The 17,509-nt window shown below is 57.6% G+C and carries 18 protein-coding genes; 13 read left to right on the forward strand and 5 right to left on the reverse strand.

Annotated features, from left to right (window positions below):
* Positions 1–28: 28 nt before the first annotated feature.
* The 3 genes from MED193_RS13545 to MED193_RS13555 all read left to right on the forward strand — a co-directional run bounded on the left by MED193_RS13545 (position 29) and on the right by MED193_RS13555 (position 2,711).
* Positions 29–1,276 carry a class I SAM-dependent RNA methyltransferase gene (locus MED193_RS13545; protein ID WP_009810303.1) on the forward strand — a complete coding sequence of 416 codons (1,248 nt, stop codon included), beginning with the start codon at positions 29–31 and terminating at the stop codon, positions 1,274–1,276.
* Between the two features lie 28 nt (positions 1,277–1,304).
* Positions 1,305–2,120 carry an ion transporter gene (locus MED193_RS13550; protein ID WP_009810304.1) on the forward strand — a complete coding sequence of 272 codons (816 nt, stop codon included), beginning with the start codon at positions 1,305–1,307 and terminating at the stop codon, positions 2,118–2,120.
* 66 nt (positions 2,121–2,186) lie between these two features.
* Positions 2,187–2,711, forward strand: coding sequence for a murein L,D-transpeptidase family protein (locus MED193_RS13555; RefSeq protein ID WP_009810305.1), 525 nt, complete (start codon positions 2,187–2,189; stop codon positions 2,709–2,711).
* 89 nt (positions 2,712–2,800) lie between these two features.
* Here the strand turns inward: MED193_RS13555 and MED193_RS13560 are convergent, their stop codons facing one another.
* On the reverse strand, positions 2,801–3,292 hold the full coding sequence (locus tag MED193_RS13560) for a CAP domain-containing protein (protein ID WP_009810306.1): 492 nt from the start codon (positions 3,290–3,292) through the stop codon (positions 2,801–2,803).
* Between the two features lie 167 nt (positions 3,293–3,459).
* Between MED193_RS13560 and MED193_RS13565 the strand changes: the two genes are divergently transcribed.
* Positions 3,460–4,080: a L,D-transpeptidase gene (locus tag MED193_RS13565; RefSeq protein WP_009810307.1), complete on the forward strand. Its 621-nt coding sequence runs from the start codon at positions 3,460–3,462 to the stop codon at positions 4,078–4,080.
* A 137-nt stretch (positions 4,081–4,217) separates the two neighbouring features.
* A complete protein-coding gene (locus MED193_RS13570) occupies positions 4,218–4,400 on the forward strand; it encodes a hypothetical protein (protein ID WP_009810308.1) in 183 nt (60 codons plus the stop codon).
* Between the two features lie 90 nt (positions 4,401–4,490).
* Here the strand turns inward: MED193_RS13570 and MED193_RS13575 are convergent, their stop codons facing one another.
* The 3 genes from MED193_RS13575 to MED193_RS13585 form a co-directional block, all read right to left on the reverse strand.
* Complete coding sequence (locus tag MED193_RS13575; RefSeq protein ID WP_009810309.1) at positions 4,491–7,499, reverse strand: aminotransferase class III-fold pyridoxal phosphate-dependent enzyme; 3,009 nt, start codon at positions 7,497–7,499, stop codon at positions 4,491–4,493.
* Positions 7,500–7,570: 71 nt separating this feature from the next.
* Positions 7,571–8,632 carry a ferrochelatase gene (gene hemH, locus MED193_RS13580; RefSeq protein WP_009810310.1) on the reverse strand — a complete coding sequence of 354 codons (1,062 nt, stop codon included), beginning with the start codon at positions 8,630–8,632 and terminating at the stop codon, positions 7,571–7,573.
* A gap of 153 nt (positions 8,633–8,785) precedes the next feature.
* Positions 8,786–9,616, reverse strand: coding sequence for a hypothetical protein (locus MED193_RS13585; RefSeq protein ID WP_009810311.1), 831 nt, complete (start codon positions 9,614–9,616; stop codon positions 8,786–8,788).
* 13 nt (positions 9,617–9,629) lie between these two features.
* On the opposite strand from MED193_RS13585, the gene MED193_RS13590 reads away from it, so the two are divergent.
* From MED193_RS13590 to MED193_RS13605, 4 genes are all read left to right on the forward strand, one after another.
* Positions 9,630–10,358: a ComF family protein gene (locus MED193_RS13590; protein ID WP_009810312.1), complete on the forward strand. Its 729-nt coding sequence runs from the start codon at positions 9,630–9,632 to the stop codon at positions 10,356–10,358.
* A gap of 82 nt (positions 10,359–10,440) precedes the next feature.
* A complete protein-coding gene (grxC, locus tag MED193_RS13595; RefSeq protein WP_039966889.1) occupies positions 10,441–10,698 on the forward strand; it encodes a glutaredoxin 3 in 258 nt (85 codons plus the stop codon).
* Positions 10,699–10,730: 32 nt separating this feature from the next.
* Positions 10,731–11,561 carry a carbon-nitrogen hydrolase family protein gene (locus tag MED193_RS13600; RefSeq protein ID WP_009810314.1) on the forward strand — a complete coding sequence of 277 codons (831 nt, stop codon included), beginning with the start codon at positions 10,731–10,733 and terminating at the stop codon, positions 11,559–11,561.
* Positions 11,561–12,001 carry a MarR family winged helix-turn-helix transcriptional regulator gene (locus MED193_RS13605; protein WP_009810315.1) on the forward strand — a complete coding sequence of 147 codons (441 nt, stop codon included), beginning with the start codon at positions 11,561–11,563 and terminating at the stop codon, positions 11,999–12,001. Before MED193_RS13600 ends, MED193_RS13605 begins: the two co-directional genes overlap by 1 nt.
* A gap of 370 nt (positions 12,002–12,371) precedes the next feature.
* Here MED193_RS13605 and ubiG read toward each other — a convergent pair whose 3' ends face one another.
* Positions 12,372–13,118: a bifunctional 2-polyprenyl-6-hydroxyphenol methylase/3-demethylubiquinol 3-O-methyltransferase UbiG gene (gene ubiG, locus MED193_RS13610; RefSeq protein ID WP_009810316.1), complete on the reverse strand. Its 747-nt coding sequence runs from the start codon at positions 13,116–13,118 to the stop codon at positions 12,372–12,374.
* A gap of 50 nt (positions 13,119–13,168) precedes the next feature.
* On the opposite strand from ubiG, the gene pip reads away from it, so the two are divergent.
* From pip to nusA, 4 genes are all read left to right on the forward strand, one after another.
* Positions 13,169–14,149 (forward strand): prolyl aminopeptidase, encoded by a 981-nt coding sequence (pip, locus tag MED193_RS13615; protein ID WP_009810317.1) that lies wholly within the window; start codon positions 13,169–13,171, stop codon positions 14,147–14,149.
* The gene (locus MED193_RS13620; protein ID WP_009810318.1) at positions 14,146–14,991 is read left to right on the forward strand and encodes an ABC transporter substrate-binding protein; all 846 of its coding nucleotides are present in this window, start codon (positions 14,146–14,148) and stop codon (positions 14,989–14,991) included. The genes pip and MED193_RS13620 overlap by 4 nt, the downstream gene beginning before the upstream one ends.
* A 272-nt stretch (positions 14,992–15,263) precedes the next feature.
* A complete protein-coding gene (gene rimP, locus MED193_RS13625) occupies positions 15,264–15,854 on the forward strand; it encodes a ribosome maturation factor RimP (RefSeq protein ID WP_009810319.1) in 591 nt (196 codons plus the stop codon).
* Positions 15,854–17,479 carry a transcription termination factor NusA gene (gene nusA, locus MED193_RS13630; RefSeq protein ID WP_009810320.1) on the forward strand — a complete coding sequence of 542 codons (1,626 nt, stop codon included), beginning with the start codon at positions 15,854–15,856 and terminating at the stop codon, positions 17,477–17,479. Before rimP ends, nusA begins: the two co-directional genes overlap by 1 nt.
* Positions 17,480–17,509 lie beyond the last annotated feature (30 nt).

The raw sequence follows: 17,509 nt of genomic DNA on the forward strand, positions 1-17,509 counted from the left end.
ATTGAGCCGCAGTCGCTATCTAGCGCGAATGACAGATGTAGCCAGAACCACAGCAACCATCCTCCGCCTTGGCCACCAAGGCGACGGAGTCGCCCATGGCCCGCTTTTTGCCCCCCGTACCCTGCCGGATGAACAGGTAAGCGGTGTGCAAGAGGGCACGCAATTGACGGATATCCGAATCGAAACCCCGTCGGAGCACCGTATCGCGGCGCCTTGCCGCCATTACAAATCCTGCGGGGGCTGTCAGTTGCAGCATGCCAGCAATGACTTTGTCGCCCACTGGAAACTGGGGATTGTCGAAAAGGCGCTTGAGGCTCAGGGGGTGGAGACTACATTTCGGCCTATCCATACCTCGCCTGCCCAGTCGCGCCGACGTGCGACCTTGGCTGTGCGGCGCACCAAAAAGGGCGCTATGGCTGGGTTTCACGGCCGTGCCTCAGGGGTGATTACACCGATCCCGGATTGCCAGCTGCTGGACCCGGATCTGATCGCCGCCATCCCGCTGGCCGAGGCCCTGGCGATGGCAGGGGCCAGCCGAAAGACGCCACTGTCGGTGACACTGACCACCTCGGAAACCGGGTTGGATGTGATGGTGCGCGAGGGCAAACCATTGGATAGCGCTTTGCGCAGTGCCCTTGCCGCCCTAGCCGGACAGCATGGGGTGGCGCGGCTGACCTGGGAGGACGAGCAGGTGGCGATGGAGCAGCCGCCTCTGCAGGCCTTTGGGTTGGCGCGCGTCTGCCCGCCTGCTGGATCCTTTTTGCAGGCCACGCGCGACGGCGAAGCCGCGTTGCTGGCTGGCGTTCTGGAGATCACCAAGGGCGCCAAGCGCATTGTCGACTTCTTTGCGGGCTGCGGCACCTTCTCGTTGCCACTGGCGGCACAAGCCGAGGTTCTTGCGCTCGAGGGTGAGCCTGCAATGATCAAGGCCTTGGAGAATGGCTGGCGTCAGGCCAGGGGGCTAAAGAAAGTCACCGCTGAGGTGCGTGATCTGTTCCGCAATCCTCTGCTGCCTGAGGATCTGAAACCCTTTGGCGCCTTTTATGAGGCAGCTGTGATTGACCCGCCCCGTGCCGGTGCCGAGGCACAGGTGGCGCAGCTGGCTGAGGCCCGGATGCCGGTGATTGCCTATGTGTCCTGTAACCCCGTGACCTTTGCCCGTGATGCAAAGGCTCTGGTAGAGGCCGGCTATGGCCTCAATTGGGTGCAGGTCGTTGACCAGTTCAGATGGTCTGCCCATACCGAACTGGTTGCCAGTTTTTCACTGGATGACTAATCCAAACTTACGCCGATAGTGGAGCCGGATGACTGTGATTGATCGTTTGAACAGACTTTTGGAAGACGCCCGTTTTACCCGTTTCATCTTGGCGGTGATCATGGTCAATGCGGTGACCCTGGGGCTTGAGACCTCGGAGGTCGCGATGGCACGGGCTGGGAATTTGATCCATTTGATCGACAAGATCTGCCTGGGTGTCTTTATCGTTGAGATTGCGATTAAGCTCATCGTGCGGCGTTTCAAATTCTTCCTCAGCGGCTGGAGCCTGTTTGACTTCGTGATCGTTGGCGTGGCCCTGGTGCCTGGCGCTCAGGGGTTCTCAGTACTCCGGGCACTGCGTATCTTGCGGGTGCTGCGGGTGATTTCTGTCGCCCCCAGCCTGCGCCGGGTGGTTGAGGGCTTTGTCACTGCCTTGCCGGGCATGGGGTCTGTCTTTCTGCTGATGGCGATCATTTTCTATATCGGCTCGGTCATGGCGACCAAACTGTTTGGCGATAGCTTCCCACAATGGTTTGGCACCCTGGGGCAATCGGGGTATTCGCTGTTTCAGATCATGACGCTAGAAAGCTGGTCCATGGGTATCGTGCGGCCGGTGATGGAGGTCTACCCCTATGCCTGGGCCTTCTTTGTGCCCTTTATTATGGTGACCACCTTTGCGGTGGTGAACCTGCTGGTGGGTCTGATTGTGAACTCAATGCAGGACGCCCATTCCGCCGAAGAAGGCGAGCGCACGGATGCCTACCGTGACGAGGTGCTGGAGCGTCTGAAGACCATCGAGGCGCAGCTCCATGAGGTTAAAACCGCCGAAACCGCTTCGGTTGAAGTGCCAAACAGCAAGTTGTGATTTTGAAACTTTGTCGATTCGGGATATGGCGCTAAAAAAGGCGAGCAGGCCACACAGGAAGAAGACATGGACAGACGCGCATTCGGACTAACGGCAGTTGCCAGCCTGGCAGTGGCTGGCTGCGGCAGAGGCCCGCAAGTGAGCCGGTTTAAGACCTATGGTGGACCAGAGGTGACCAGCGTTGTGGTCAACAAGGGTGCCCGCAAGGTCTATCTGTTGCACGGAGAAGATATCCTGCGCGAATACAAGATGGATCTGGGTTTTGCGCCACTTGGGCACAAACGTGTCGAAGGCGATGGCAAAACACCTGAAGGCCTGTATCGTATCGATCGGCGCAATCCCAATAGCGCTTTTCACTTGTCGATTGGCATCTCTTATCCAAACGCTGAGGATCGTGCCCATGCCCGCGCGCTGGGCAAACGCCCTGGTGGTGAGATATTCATTCATGGCGAGCCTAACAATGAAAAAGACCGCAAACGCGCGGCGCGGGTCTCTGACTGGACTGCGGGCTGTATTGCGGTGAAGAACGACGAGATCGAAGAGATCTATGCGATGGTGCGCGATGGGACGCCCATTGCCCTGCGCGCCTAGGGTGTAGGAACTGCTGCGCAGGTCGTTCTTACCAAAACGAAGGGGCCGCTGAGGCCCCTTTTTGCTGGTCTAGGAGTGTTGCTACTGACCTAGTTGGCCATCACCATAGTCCACCAAATTTTCCCATTGGCCTCTTGGAACCAAGAGAACCCCATATTGGTCGCCTTTGGGTCCAGTATTACTGCGCGGGTGCTGGCATCTTCCATCCAGGCCGTGAGCGTCTGAAGCTCGTTTTCATAGGTTTCAGAGATATTTTCCCCCTGAACTTCACCAACATATCCGGTCCGTGCAACCCGATCCAGCGGAGACGACCCGTCAGAGCCGAAGTGCCAGGGGCGGTTCTGGACTGACATGTCACGGGAATGAGTTGCGGCTGCGGCATTCAGCTGGGCGTTTAACTGAACTTGTGGGGCCTCGGCTGCCTGCCGCAGCGCATTGACGGAATCCAACATGCGCAGTTGGACTTTGTCAGCGTTGCGGATGCGATAGGCCGAACCGCTGCTTCCTGTTTCTGATGTGGGCGTGCAGGCTGCGGCCAAAGCAAGCGTGGCGGCCATCAGGATCAAAAATACACGCTTCATCTCAAATCTCGCTCTATCGTTCGTCCAAGCACTTACCCTATCCTTTGAGGGCTGTGCAAACAGGCCTGCAGAAATCTGCTCAGAAAATTCATGGTTTGATTTGCGACTGCGGCTTTCCGGCCATACTATGCAGATCAGCTCGGATTTAATCGCGCAGGAAATTTCAGATGACACGACTCTTTTTAAACGGCGGCACCCGCCGACAGTTCCTTGCCGGATCTGCGGCCTTGGTTGCCTCGCCTGCCCTGTCGCAAGTGGCGCCAGAACCTGAGGAAGAACAGGCCTTTGACCCGCTGCGCCCGCCGCCCGAACCAGAGCCGCCGGTAAAGCGGAATATCTCAGCTTTTCGGGCAAAACGCTGGCAGCCTTACTTTGATCATCTGCGCAAGGGAGCGATTCTTGTCGATATCGACAGCCGCGCTTTGCACTATTGGTCTGAAGATGGGAATAACTACAGACTTTTCCCCTCATCTGTACCGCTGTCGGATGACCTGACCCGCAGGGGGCGCACCTCCATTACACGCAAAGTTGATGGCCCTGGTTGGGCACCCACGCCGAACATGCGTAAACGCAACCCGGAGTGGCCAGCCTATATTCCGCCAGGCCCTGATAACCCACTGGGAACACACGCTTTGTACCTTGGCTGGAAGTATTATCGGATCCACGGAACCCATGATACCCGCAAGATTGGCCGCAAATCCTCTAATGGCTGTATCGGTCTCTACAATGAGCATATCGCGGAACTGTTTGAGGTGGCTAAGGTGGGGACTCAAGTGTTGCTAATTTGACGACATACTGCGTTTCGAAGGTCGAAAAATATCAACAAGCAATTGCAATTCCGAGGGTTTACTGGTTAGAAAAAATCACGAGGTAAGTCTTGGGTGCGTAGGCCATTTTTCGGTCTGCGCTAATTCTGGAGGTTAACATGAACAAACTTGTACTCGCAGCCGCTCTGACCGCCGCTGCATCCACCGCTTCTGCTGGCAACCTGGCTGAGCCAATCGTTGAGCCCGTAGTAATCGAAGAAGCTGCAACCAGCTCTTCCAGCGGCATCCTGCTGCCACTGCTGCTGCTCGTCCTGGTTGGCGCGGCTGTTGCAAGCAGCTAATTGCTGTTTTAAAGACTTTAAAAAGGCGGTGGTTTTCCACCGCCTTTTTTATTTGTGCCGTTGTTGCTCCCGCAGGGGCTTGTCGGCTGCCTAGGGCAGCGCGACTTCGGACAAGACGCTATCCAGGACCGTAAGAATCATCTGAACGCCCTCCGCGTCGATGGTCAAAGGGGGGCGGATCTTGAGGATATTGTCCTTTGGCCCTTCACTGCCGATCAGAATGCGATGGTCCCGCATGCGGTTCTTCACATAAGCACAGATCTGCGTCGCCTCCGAGCCATCCGCATTGATCAGCTCCACCCCAAGAAACAGTCCCATTCCGCGTATATCACCAACGCAGCTGTGTTTAGCTTCCAGTGCTTTGAGACCGGCAATCAGATCTGCACCCATAAGTCGGGCATTTTCCTGCAGATCCTCGTCATCCACGATATCCAGAACCTCCTTGCCCATGCGGCAGGACAGCGTTGACCCTCCAAAGGTCGAAAAGAACTCTGGCCCCTTGGCAAAGCTATCGGCGATGGCGCGGGTGGTGACAAGCACGCCGATGGGATGGCCGTTGCCGATCGGCTTGCCCATAACGACGATATCTGGGCTGGCGCCCTGGTGTTCAAAGCCAAAGTAATAATCGCCGAGACGACCCAGCCCTGTCTGCACTTCATCTGCGATGCAAATGCCACCTGCCGCGCGGATTTTCTTGTAAACTGCAGGCAGGTAGCCCCTGGGTGGGATAATCTGGCCGCCAACCGAAGGAAAGGTTTCGGCGATAAACCCGGCCACACCCTGTCCGCGCTTTTGCAGGGCCTCAATAGCAGGATCGACCAACTCCGCGAATTTCTGCGCCCGATCAGCGTCGTCTCTTTTGAAGCTGCCCCGGTAGTCATCTGCCACCTCGACCAGCTCCACCCAGTCGGATTTGCCGATGCCGCCCTTGGCGTTGAACTTATAGGCAGAGACATCAATCACCCCGGTGGTATTGCCGTGATAGCCGTGATCTGGTGTCACCATGCCTTTGGCCCCGGTATGAGCCCGCGCCAGACGCAGGGCCAGCTCGTTTGCCTCACTGCCGGAGTTTACAAAGAAACAGACCTCTAGATGATTCGGAAGTTTGGACAGGATCTTGTCGGCAAAGGCGGTTTGCGCCGGGTGCAGGTAGCGGGTGTTGGAGTTCATCCGTTTCAGCTGATCCGCCGCTACCGCTTGAATACGGGGATGGGCGTGGCCGACATGGGGCACATTGTTATAGGCGTCCAGATAGGGGCGGCCCCATTCGTCAAACAGATGGTGTTTCCAGCCGCGCAGCAGCATCACCGGATCGGAATAAGTCAGGCTGAGGTTGTCGCCAAAATGATCCTGGCGCCCTTTCCGAATAGTGTCTTTGTTGGTGGGCTGATATCTGCATTTTTCATCTGGCAGGTTCAGCAGCGCTGCTGGATTGGGACAGATGGCGCGCCACATATACATCTCGTCCGGGTCGCCAACGCCAGGCCAGTCTGCTTCGATGCCTTGGGTGGTGAGTGCCAGCTGGAAATGCACATGGGGAGCCCAGCCGCCATTCATGCTGGCATCGCCTAGACGGCAGAACTGGGCGCCCTTTTCGATCTGGTCACCTTGGGCCAGGCGCTCGCAGCATTCAGGATCCAGGTGACCGTACAGGGTATAAAACGGATCTCCGGCAGGGGTCTCATGGCGCAGGATGATCACGCCGCCATAGTCGAGATGCCCGGTGCGATTCTCCACCACAAAGACCTCGCCTGCCAGGGGGGCAAACATTGGCGTGCCGGCCGGCGCAAAGGCATCCACTGCCAGATGTACGGTGCGCCGATTACTTGCCTTATGGGGACCTTTGCGAAAGGCGGGTTCGGTGTAGATCAGCCGGGGCTCGTGGTAGTAGCCCAGCCAGATCTTGTCGCCGTCTTCAAATTCCTCACCGACGCGGGCGGCCTCTTGGAGGGGCATGTGGAAGGGGTTTTGGGGCCATGTGGAGTTTTCTACCGACAAGGATCCCATCGGGGCATCCTTTAGATCTGCGCCCATTAGAGGGGCAAAATTGCCGCGCTCCGAGTTCAGCCAGTCCATCACCCGTTCCGCACCTTCGACCACCGGCATACCGCAGGCGGCGCGCAGCCGGGCCGAGAGCAATCCAGGGTGCAGATCGTGCCCCTCAAGGAAGCGCCAGGCTGGGGCCTGGGATATGGTCACATAGGGGTCGTCGGGGTTTTCCGCCGCCATCAGGGTGGAGTTCACCACGCTCACGGCCAATCGCATCCGAAGCAAAGGATAGATCAGATCTACCTCCTGCGCGGTCAGTGGGTAGGTGCTGTGATAGCCGGCCACCAATGCGGTCAGCGCCGCCTCAGGGTCTAGGTGGTCCAGCACGATATAGGCGGCGGCAATTGCCAGGTCACAGACACGCGGCGCGGCGCATATATCGCCCAGATCAATCAGGCCAGAAACGCGGCGGGGTTCTGTCAGCTCACCCGTGACCATAATGTTGTAATCGTTGGCGTCATTGTGGATCGCCTGTTTCGGTAGAGACTGTAATACAGGCTCCAAATTGGCAAAAGTGGTCTCTATTTCCTTTATTAGAGACTGCCTGGAGGGATCAGAAAGAGAATCAATTTCCGAACCAACCCAACCCGCCTGCATCAGATCCCATTTGAAATCCCGTGCCAGGTTTGGGTGCTGAAAATCTGCTAGCGCTTTACCCACACCTCCCAGAGCCGCACCGACCTCATGGATCAGCGAAGCTGTTTTGGGGGCCGCATTAGCGTAGCATTTTCCGGGCAGGCACTCGAGAACCCAGCACAGCCGATCCGCGCCACTGTCATCCGGCAGGGAGAGCATGGCCTCGCCATTTGAGCTAGGGATCACCCGAGGGCAAGGCAGCTCTGGGGCCTGTGCCGCTATATGTTGAAAGGCCTGCACTTGCATCTCGACCAGCCAGGCCTCGCATCCGGGGCGCATCGCCTTGAGTATATAGCCGGTGCCGTCTGCATCTGTTGCTATGAAGTTTAGATCATATTCGCCGTCCAGGCGGCGCAGATCTGCGGTGAGGCCCCAATGGGAATTCAGGGCATCAGCCCAGTGCTGTAGGTTCATTGCAATTGTCTCCCCGTCTGCCGAAAACCAGCAGTCCAATATTGGATCCTATTTGGACCGGGGAGGGGAGATTAGTCCAGCCAACCTTTGAGATTATTCTCGATGACGCCGGCAAGCGCCGCGATATGGTCGGCGTCGTCGTTGAGGCAAGGGATATACAGGAAGTCCTCGCCGCCGGCCTCTTCAAAGCTCTCTTTGATCTCCTCGTTGATCTCTTCCAAGGTCTCGATACAGTCGGCGGAAAAGGCAGGTGCCATCACGGCAATGTTCTTTTTACCCTCTTTGGCCAGGGTCGCGACATGATCAACGGTATAGGGCTTCAGCCATTCCTCGGGGCCAAAGACTGACTGGAAGGTAGTGGTGATCTCAGTGTCGTCCCAGCCCAGGCGTTCTTTCAAGAGGCGCGTCGTTTTTTGGCACTGGCAGTGGTAGGGATCGCCCTGCATCAGATAGCGTTTTGGCATCCCGTGGTAGGAGACAACCAGGATAGCGGGGCGTTTCTCGGCCTTGGCGTAGGCCTCTTCCACCGAGCGGGCTAGGGCCTCAATATATGAGGGTTGATCAAAATAGGGCGCGATGGTGCGCGCGGCTGGTTGCCAGACCTCCTCCATCAGGGCACGAAAGAACTGGTCATTGGCGGTGCCCGAGGTGGCGCCGGCGTAATGCGGGTAGAGCGGCACAAACAGGATCTTTTGGCAGCCGGCCTCGACCATCTCGCGGACCTTGGACTTGGTCGACGGATTGCCATAGCGCATACAGAAATCAACCATGACCTGATCGCCATACCGCTGCGACATCACCTCAGCCATCTTGGCGGTCTGATCCTTGGTTATGGTCATTAGCGGGCTTTCGCCCTTGTCGTGATTCCAGATCGACTTATAGGCTGCGCCCGAGGAAAATGGGCGTTTGGTCAGGATAATCAATTGCAGCAGTGGCTGCCATTTCCAGGAGGGGTAGTCGATCACCCGTTTGTCCGACAGGAATTCGCCCAGATAGCGGCGCATCGGCCAATAGCTGTAGTCATCTGGCGTGCCGAGGTTCGCCAGCAGAATGCCGACCTTTTCGCCTTTGATCTTGGGGTGATCGGCTGGCGCATGGGCGGGGCAGGTGGCGGGGGCGGAAGAATCCAGCATAGGGGCGGTGGTCCTGTATCTGCGGCAAAGCATTGCTTGTGAAAGTCGTGGCGAGGGTCACATTTCGCCATAAGATAAGATGTTACGCGGCCAAAGGCCAATTGGATCATATTGGCGCAGTGATTTGTTTTTCCTATCGGCGGGGTCGCGGGTCTATTTTGGCAATTTGGTTTCTGGCACTTTCAACGCCTCTGAAAGGCGCATCTTGGCCGAGCCGGGGCGCAGGGGCTGCTGCTGGGTCTCAGAGGGTGACCAGCCGGTGAGGCAGACCAGCTCAAAGGTGGCGGGCAGCTTGCCGTTCTTCAGTGCAAAATGCGCGCGGTAGATGGCTTCGGTCTGTGCAAACAGAGCGCGCGGGCTGAGGTGTTTCAGGCGCTGGGCCATTGCATTTCCCTCGCCCATGGCCCGCAGTTCCTGCATCAGATGCAGGCTGTCGCGGTATTGCGCCGTCAGCGGCACCACATCGGCGACCGGCAGGGCAAAGCCCGCGCGTTGCAGCAACCCGCCCAGATCCCGGACCTCGCCCATTGGGGCGATACGCGGCGACAGTCCGCCAGTGACACGAGTCTCCGCTTCCGCCAGGGCGCTGCGCAACTCGTGCAGGGTGCGACCGCCGAGCGTGATGGCCAAGAGCAGACCATCCTCGGCGAGGGCGCGCCGACATTGAATCAGCTGCCCAACCGGGTCATTGGCCCAATGCAGCCCCATCGCGTGAATCACTAGATCATGGGCGCCAGGCGTGAGCGCCAACACCTCGTCATCAGCCACAATCCGGGCATCAGGGAAGGTATTTCGCCAAATGTTAGCAAAAGGTGAAACAATCGCAGGTTTTGTAAAGGTCCTGTTAACCAATGTTAAGCGATCTTCAACCTCATCCCGTGCCAGGTCGTGAAGGAACAAGGCCTCAGGCTGGTGGCGGGTGCGATGGATTGCCAATGCTTGGCGGTCGAACAGCTCTGGCTGTGATTTGGGTGCTTGCGTCATGGGGGCTTTTTAGATGTTGCGCGCGCAGTTTCAAACCGCTGTTTCGCTTGTTTATCCGCCCAAATGCCTGGGCTGCGATGAATTTGTTGAACAAGACTTTGGCCTGTGCGGCGGCTGCTGGGGGGAGGCGCATTTTATCAGCGGTACCGTTTGCGAAGGCTGCGGTGTGCCTTTACCTGGGGATGAGGATGGCTACCGGTTAGACTGTGATGAATGCATGTCTATGTCACGCCCCTGGAGCCAGGGCCGAGCGGCGATGCTGTATAAGGACAAGGCACGCAATCTGGTAATGGCCCTGAAACATGGTGATCGTACCGATCTTGCTGCACCGGCCGCGGGCTGGATCGAACGTGCAGCTGCACCTCTACTGCGTGATAATCCCTTGGTTTGCCCAGTGCCGTTGCATTGGTCGCGGCTGTTAAAACGTCGGTATAATCAGTCTGCTCTTTTGGCTGAACACCTGTCCCGACAGGCGCGGCTGGATTATTGGCCGGATATGCTGAAACGGGTTAAGGTTACCCCCAGCCTGGAGGGCAAAACCCGGGCGCAGCGATTTTCGGCGCTAAGCCGGGCCATTGTTGCCCATCCCCGCCATCGCGCTTTGATGCAGGGACGGGTCGTATTACTGGTAGATGATGTGATGACTTCAGGCGCGACCCTTACTGCCTGTGCAGATGCCTGCCGTGAGGCCGGGGCCGCTGATGTCCGGGTTGCAGTACTGGCACGGGTCACACGGGCGTGATCCGCGACTGCCGCCACTGGCAATTATTGCAATATGAACCCATATGGCGCAGAACATCGACATCACACAATTGGAGACCCGCATGAAATCGGTCGAAATCTACACCTCGCCACTTTGTGGTTTTTGCCACGCGGCCAAACGCCTGCTGAACCAAAAAGGCGTGGAGTTTTCCGAGGTCAACGTGCTGACCAATCCGGGACGTAAGCAGGAGATGATCCAGCGCGCCAACGGTGGTTATACCGTGCCGCAGATCTTTATTGGTGACACCCATGTGGGCGGCTGCGATGATCTTTATGCATTGGAGCAGGCGGGTAAGCTGGATTCCTTGCTCGCGGCCTGAACTGTGAAACACTGCCAGAAGGGGACACCCAGATGCGCGCCGCCTTGTTGCAGATCACATCGAGTGATTCCCCAAGCGAAAACCTGGACCTGCTTCAGCGCCTGATCGCTGAGGCGGTTGAGAATGGCGCCGGGTTTGTCCTGACCCCCGAGGTGAGCAACTGCGTCTCGCTGAGCCGTGCGCATCAGCAGGAGGTGCTGTGTGACGAAGAGGAAGACGCCAGCCTCAAGGCGCTGTGTCAGACCGCTGCCGACCACGGTATCTGGCTGTCGCTGGGCTCTTTTGGGGTCAAGACCCATGATGAGGACGGGCGGTTTGCCAATCGCCAGTTCCTGATCTCGCCGCAGGGTGAGATCATCGCGCGATATGACAAAATCCATATGTTTGATGTCGAGGTCACACCAGAAGAAACCTTTCGGGAATCCGATGGCTACCGGCCAGGCAATCGCGCGGTAGTCGCCGAAACTCCCTTTGGCACCCTGGGGCTGACAATTTGCTATGATCTGCGCTTTGCGCATCTGCACCGGGCATTGGCCAAGGCAGGTGCTGAAATAATAATCGCCCCAGCGGCGTTCTCGCCGGTCACAGGTGCGGCCCATTGGCACGCGTTGCTTCAGGCGCGCGCCATCGAGACAGGCTGTTATGTGCTGGCACCTGCGCAAACAGGCACCCATAAATCCAGCCGGGGCGGGGTGCGCAAGACCTACGGTCATTCTCTTGTGGTCGCACCCTGGGGCGAGATTATGTCGGATGCAGGCACAGAACCTGGGATAAGTTACGTTGATCTTGATAGGGAAAAAGTGGCAGAAGCACGCAGGCGCGTCCCCGCCCTGACCCATGATCGAGAGTTTAACGGACCCTGATGGAAGAATCCCATTCTTTGGCGGTCTCGCTGTTTAGCGAGATCTTGATGGCGGACCAGCTTGCACGTTCGCGTCTGGGCAAGGCCCTGCCAAAAGGAATGGAGCTGTCGCATTTCTCTGTTCTGAACCATCTCACCCGCACTGGGGTTGAGCGGTCCCCGGCGCAATTGGCCAAGGCTTTTCATGTGACGCGCGGCGCCATGACCAATACGCTGAACAAGCTGGAAGTTGCGGGCTATATCCACATCCGCCCAGATTGGGACGATGCCCGGCGTAAAATGGTGGCGATCAGCCCGGCCGGGCGGCAGGCGCGTGATGCTGCTTTGGCCAGTATCGTGCCATTGATATCTGAAGTCGTGCGCGATCTCGGAGGGGAGCGGGTCCGCGCGACTCTGCCCATCCTGCGCGAGTTGCGCGTAAAGCTCGAAGAAACCAACTGAACCCTTATGGGGTGAGAATGTAACTCTACGTAGGGCCCGCCCATTTGCCGGTTTTCCCGCTGCCGCACTGTCGCAGTCTAAAACAGTGCGGGGGTGCCCAAAGTTAGGCACCCCCTTTCCCAAATAAACCCTCTGTCGAGATGTGAGTGGTGGCAGAACCAAGGCGAAAAGGCCTTGGCGGAAGGGTTCACATGGGTTTCATGACCAGGGGAACTTCCTGCCCCCGGGTCAGACAGACCTAAAAAGGTAAGTTAAAAATACCATATTCGTTTTTTGCCTACTCCCCAAGGTTGCAAAAGATAACGGTCATATCCAAAAGGTTAGGTGAGCGTTATCATCGCTATGTGCCCCTGGATGCGATCATTTTCTTTCAGCGTTCCTTGATGCTCGCGGTGACGTAGTTGACCGAAAGATCGCGGTCTGAGATCGACCACTTCCAGCTGATAGGGTTAAAGACAAACCCCTTACGATCGACCGGGGTTAAGCCAGCTTTGCTCAGCAGATCAAACAGCTCGTCTGGGGTGATGAATTTGTTCCATTCATGGGTGCCGCGCGGCAACCAACGCATGACAACTTCAGCGCCAAAAATGGCCATGGCATAGCTTTTTGGGTTACGGTTGATGGTGGAACAGATCTCCAGCCCGCCAGGTTTGAGGAGTTGGCGGGTTGCGGTGAGGTAGCTGAGTGGATCCGCAACATGTTCCACCACCTCCATATTTAACACAACGTCAAACTGCTCGCCTGCGGCGGCCATGTCTTCGGCGGTGGTGTGACGGTAGTCGATGGTAAGGCCGGTCTGTTCCGCATGTAGACGTGCCACCGGCAGATTGCCCGCAGCGGCATCGGCACCGGTGACCTCTGCGCCCAGACGGGACATGGGTTCACACAAAAGCCCGCCGCCGCAGCCAATATCCAACAGACGCAATCCCTTAAACGGTTCAGGCTGTGTCAGATCCCGGTCGAATTCAGCAGCAATCTGGCTGGTAATATAGTCCAGACGGCAGGGATTGAGCATATGCAACGGCTTGAACTTGCCATTGGGATCCCACCATTCGGCGGCCATGGCCTCAAATTTTGCGATTTCCGCCGGGTCGACTGTGGATTGAGGCGCTTGCATTCCTGTCTCCGTATGTTCTTTTGTAAACTATGATGTCATCTAGGTCAGTAATGGACAAATTCACGGATCAAAAGCGCGCAGTGCATTATCTTTATCCCCCGCTTGATACTTTTGACCAGCGGATGCTCGAAGTGGGGCAGGGTCACAAGATCTATGTCGAACAGTCTGGGAATCCGCGCGGTATCCCTGTGGTGGTCTGCCATGGGGGGCCAGGCGGCGGCAGCAGCCCGGCGATGCGGCGCTACTTTGATCCTCTTATCTACCGGATCATTCTGTTTGATCAGCGGGGATGTGGTAGGTCACAGCCACATGCCTCCTGCGAGGACAACACCACCTGGCATCTGGTTGCCGATATGGAGGAAATCCGCAGGCAGCTTGAGATTGACCGCTGGGTTGTTTTTGGCGGCAGCTGGGGCGCGACCTTATCGCTGATTTATGCGCAGACTCACCCGGAGCGCGCGATGCAGCTCGTTTTGCGCGGCGTGTTTCTGATGACGGCTGCGGAACTGGACTGGTTCTACGGCGGTGGTGCAGGCCGATTTTGGCCGGAACCCTGGGCCAAGTTCGTCGCCCCCATTCCCGAAGCTGAGCGTGGTGACCTGATTGCAGCCTATAACAAGCGGTTGTTTTCTGGAAACCGGTCCGAAGAGGTGGCGCTTGGCCGCAGCTGGTCTGCCTGGGAAAATGCGCTGGCCTCGATTCATTCCAATGGAACCTCGGTTGAGGGCCCTGGTGATTACGCCCGTGCCTTTGCGCGATTGGAGAACCACTACTTCACCCATCGCGGCTTTCTCGATTTTGATGGGCAGATTCTGGCCAATATGGGCCGTATCTCGCATATTCCCGGCACCATCGTGCAGGGGCGCTATGATATGATTTGCCCGCCCGTTTCGGCCTATAAGCTGAATGAGTTGTGGCCAAATGCGGAATTGATCATGGTACGCAATGCAGGGCATGCTCTGTCAGAGCCGGGAATCAGCGCAGAGCTGGTGCTGGCCATGGACCGCATTGCAGGGGAACTGTTGCCTTGACCCGTATCGACCGACGCGCGCTTTTTACCTCTGGTGCCGCAGCTGCCCTGCTGGCCGCCACTGGCACCTCGCTTTCGGCCTCGCCACGGGCTGGGGGGGCACTGCGTTTGGCGTTGCCGCGGGAAAGCGGGTTGTTGGACCTGGTCGCGCGGGGAGCAGTGTTGGATTGCCTGACCGAGATTGCCCCGGATGGGCTGCTGCGTGCGGAGCTGGCCTCTGCCTGGGAAAGCCGTGACGCCGCACAGACCTGGCGGTTCGAGTTACGCCAGGATGTGTCCTTCCATGATGGTACGGCCCTGCAGGCCGCAGATGTTGTGGCTTCGCTACAGGGGCGTTGCGTTGCGGGCGATGTTCACATGTCGGTCACTTCGCTGGCGCCGTATCAGGTTGAAATCCAACTGACCCAACCGAACCCGCATTTACCCTATTTGCTTGCCAGCCAGGGGTATGCGATCGCACCCCAGGGAGCGGTGGACCTGCCACTGGCAACGTTGGTGGGAAGCGGTTGCTATCAGGTGGAACGCGCCCAGACCGATCGCCATTTTCGCGCCAGTAAGGTTGTCGGCCACTACAAGGATGGTCAGGCGGGTTGGATCGACAGCCTGGAGGTGATTGTCATTCCTGACGCTGCTGTGCGGGCTGAGGCCCTGCGCGATGGTTTTGTCGATGTGGCTGCTCTGCCGCAACCAGCCGAATTGTTGAAGCGCGGCGGTTTTCTGTATCACCCCTCAGCCGAGGATATGGCCCTGGCCACCCGATCCGATGTGGGCATTCCCCGGGTGGTGGGACAACAATCCGCCCTGGACGATGGCCGTATCGCTGAACGGTGGTGGCGTCTGTGACCATAGCTGACCTGGCGCTTGGCGGACCCGCAGACTGGCTGCGGATTTAGGACTGACGCGCTGCAACCTGGGTCGTTGCAACACTTGGCAACACAAGGCTTGCAGATTCGTAACAAGGGGCGTATATGGCTTTTCAACAGCGGCGTGTTGGGCTCTGGTTCAAGACACCTCCGGATTAGTTCAACGGGCCGCGCGCCCGTTTTTTTGTGTCCCAAGGGACGCCAAATCCACCGCCCAACCCGATTGTGGCCAACCCGATTGTGGGAAGCTAAATGACCAACGACTTGATTGCCAAAGCCGCGATAGATCGCCGCCTTGCCGAAATCCTTATCCCGGTGATTGAGGATCTCGGCTATGAGCTGGTGCGCATTCGCCTGATGTCCGGCAAGACCACGACGCTGCAGATCATGGCGGATAAGCCTGAGGGCGGTATCGAGGTTGATGACTGCGCCGTCGTCTCCAGTGCGGTGAGCGCCACACTGGATGTTGAGGACCCAATTCTGGATGCCTATACGCTGGAGGTTTCCAGCCCTGGTATCGACCGGCCACTGACCCGGTTGAAAGACTTTGACATGTTTGAAGGCTATGAGGCCAAGCTGGAAACCGATGAGTTGGTTGGTGGCCGCCGCCGCTTTAAGGGTGAACTGGCGGGCACCGAAGAGGACGAAGTTCTGATCAATATCGAAGATCAGGGCAAGACTGTTACCATTGGTCTGAAATTTGATTGGCTTTCAGATGCCAAGCTGGTTTTGACTGATGATCTGATCACGGAAATGCTGCGCCAGCGCAAAGCTGCCGGCACATTAAACGAAGACGCATTCGACGAGATCGAGGCCGAAGGGTCCGAAGAGGAGAACAAGTAATGGCTATCACCTCTGCAAACCAGCTAGAGCTGTTGCAAACTGCCGAAGCCGTGGCGCGCGAAAAGATGATCGACCCCGGTCTGGTGGTTGATGCGATGGAAGAAAGCCTCGCCCGTGCCGCCAAGAGCCGCTACGGCAGCGAGATGGATATTCGCGTGTCGATCGACCGCAAGACCGGCAAGGCGACCTTTACCCGTGTGCGTTCGGTTGTTGAGGATGAGGCGCTGGAAAACTACCAGGCCGAAATGACCGTCGAGCAGGCCAAGCAGTATATGGCAAACCCTGCGGTTGGTGACACCTTTGTCGAAGAAGTCCCCCCGGTGGAAATGGGTCGGATCGCGGCACAATCTGCTAAACAGGTTATCCTGCAGCGGGTGCGCGAAGCGGAACGTGATCGTCAATTTGAAGAGTTCCAGGATCGCGCAGGCACCATCATCAACGCATTGGTCAAACGCGAGGAATACGGCAATGTCATCGTCGATGTAGGCGCTGGTGAAGGCATCCTGCGTCGCAACGAGAAAATTGGTCGTGAAAGCTATCGCCCCAATGACCGCATCCGTTGCTACATCAAGGATGTGCGCCGCGAACCCCGTGGCCCGCAGATCTTCCTCAGCCGGACCGCGCCAGAGTTCATGGCCGAGCTGTTCAAGATGGAAGTTCCTGAAATCTATGATGGTATCATCCAAATCAAGGCCGTAGCCCGGGACCCCGGTTCGCGCGCCAAGATTGCCGTGATCTCGAATGACGGCTCGATCGATCCGGTTGGCGCCTGTGTGGGTATGCGCGGCAGCCGTGTTCAGGCTGTTGTGAACGAACTGCAGGGTGAAAAGATCGACATCATTCCTTGGAATGATGATCAGCCAACCTTCCTGGTTAACGCGCTGCAGCCTGCCGAAGTGTCAAAAGTTGTTCTGGATGAAGAAGCCGGTAAGATCGAAGTTGTGGTGCCCGAAGAGCAGCTGAGCTTGGCGATTGGTCGCCGGGGTCAGAACGTGCGCCTGGCCTCGCAACTGACCGGTCTCGACATCGACATCATGACCGAAGAAGAAGAGTCGGCCCGCCGCCAGAAGGAATTCGAAGCGCGCACAGGCTTGTTCATGGAAACTCTGGATCTGGACGAGTTCTTTGCCCAGCTGCTGGTTTCCGAAGGCTTCACCAACCTGGAAGAGGTTGCCTATGTTGAGCTGGACGAGCTGACTGTCATCGACGGTGTTGATGACGGTACAGCCGAAGAATTGCAGGCCCGTGCCCGTGATTTCCTTGAAGCCAAGGCAAAGGCCGCCATTGATGCGGCACGCGCGCTGGGCGCCGAGGATAGCTTGATTCAGTTCGATGGCTTGACACCGCCGATGGTTGAGGCCCTGGCCAAGGATGAAATCCTGACCCTGGAAGATTTCGCGACCTGCGCGGATTGGGAACTGGCTGGTGGCTGGACCAACGATAATGGTGAGCGGATCAAGGATGACGGTATTCTGGAACCCTTTGGCATGAGCCTCGAAGAGGCCCAAGAACTGGTCATGACCGCGCGCGTTATGCTGGGCTGGGTGGATCCTGATGATCTGATTGGTGCCGAGGACGGTGCAGAAGAACCTGTCGAAGGTGATGAAGAGGAAGCCGAGGCGTAAGCCTCGGGTTTCCGAGTAGGAGAGAGTGAG

Origin of the sequence: Roseobacter sp. MED193 (assembly GCF_000152965.1) — a bacterium.
GTDB lineage: Bacteria > Pseudomonadota > Alphaproteobacteria > Rhodobacterales > Rhodobacteraceae > Pseudophaeobacter.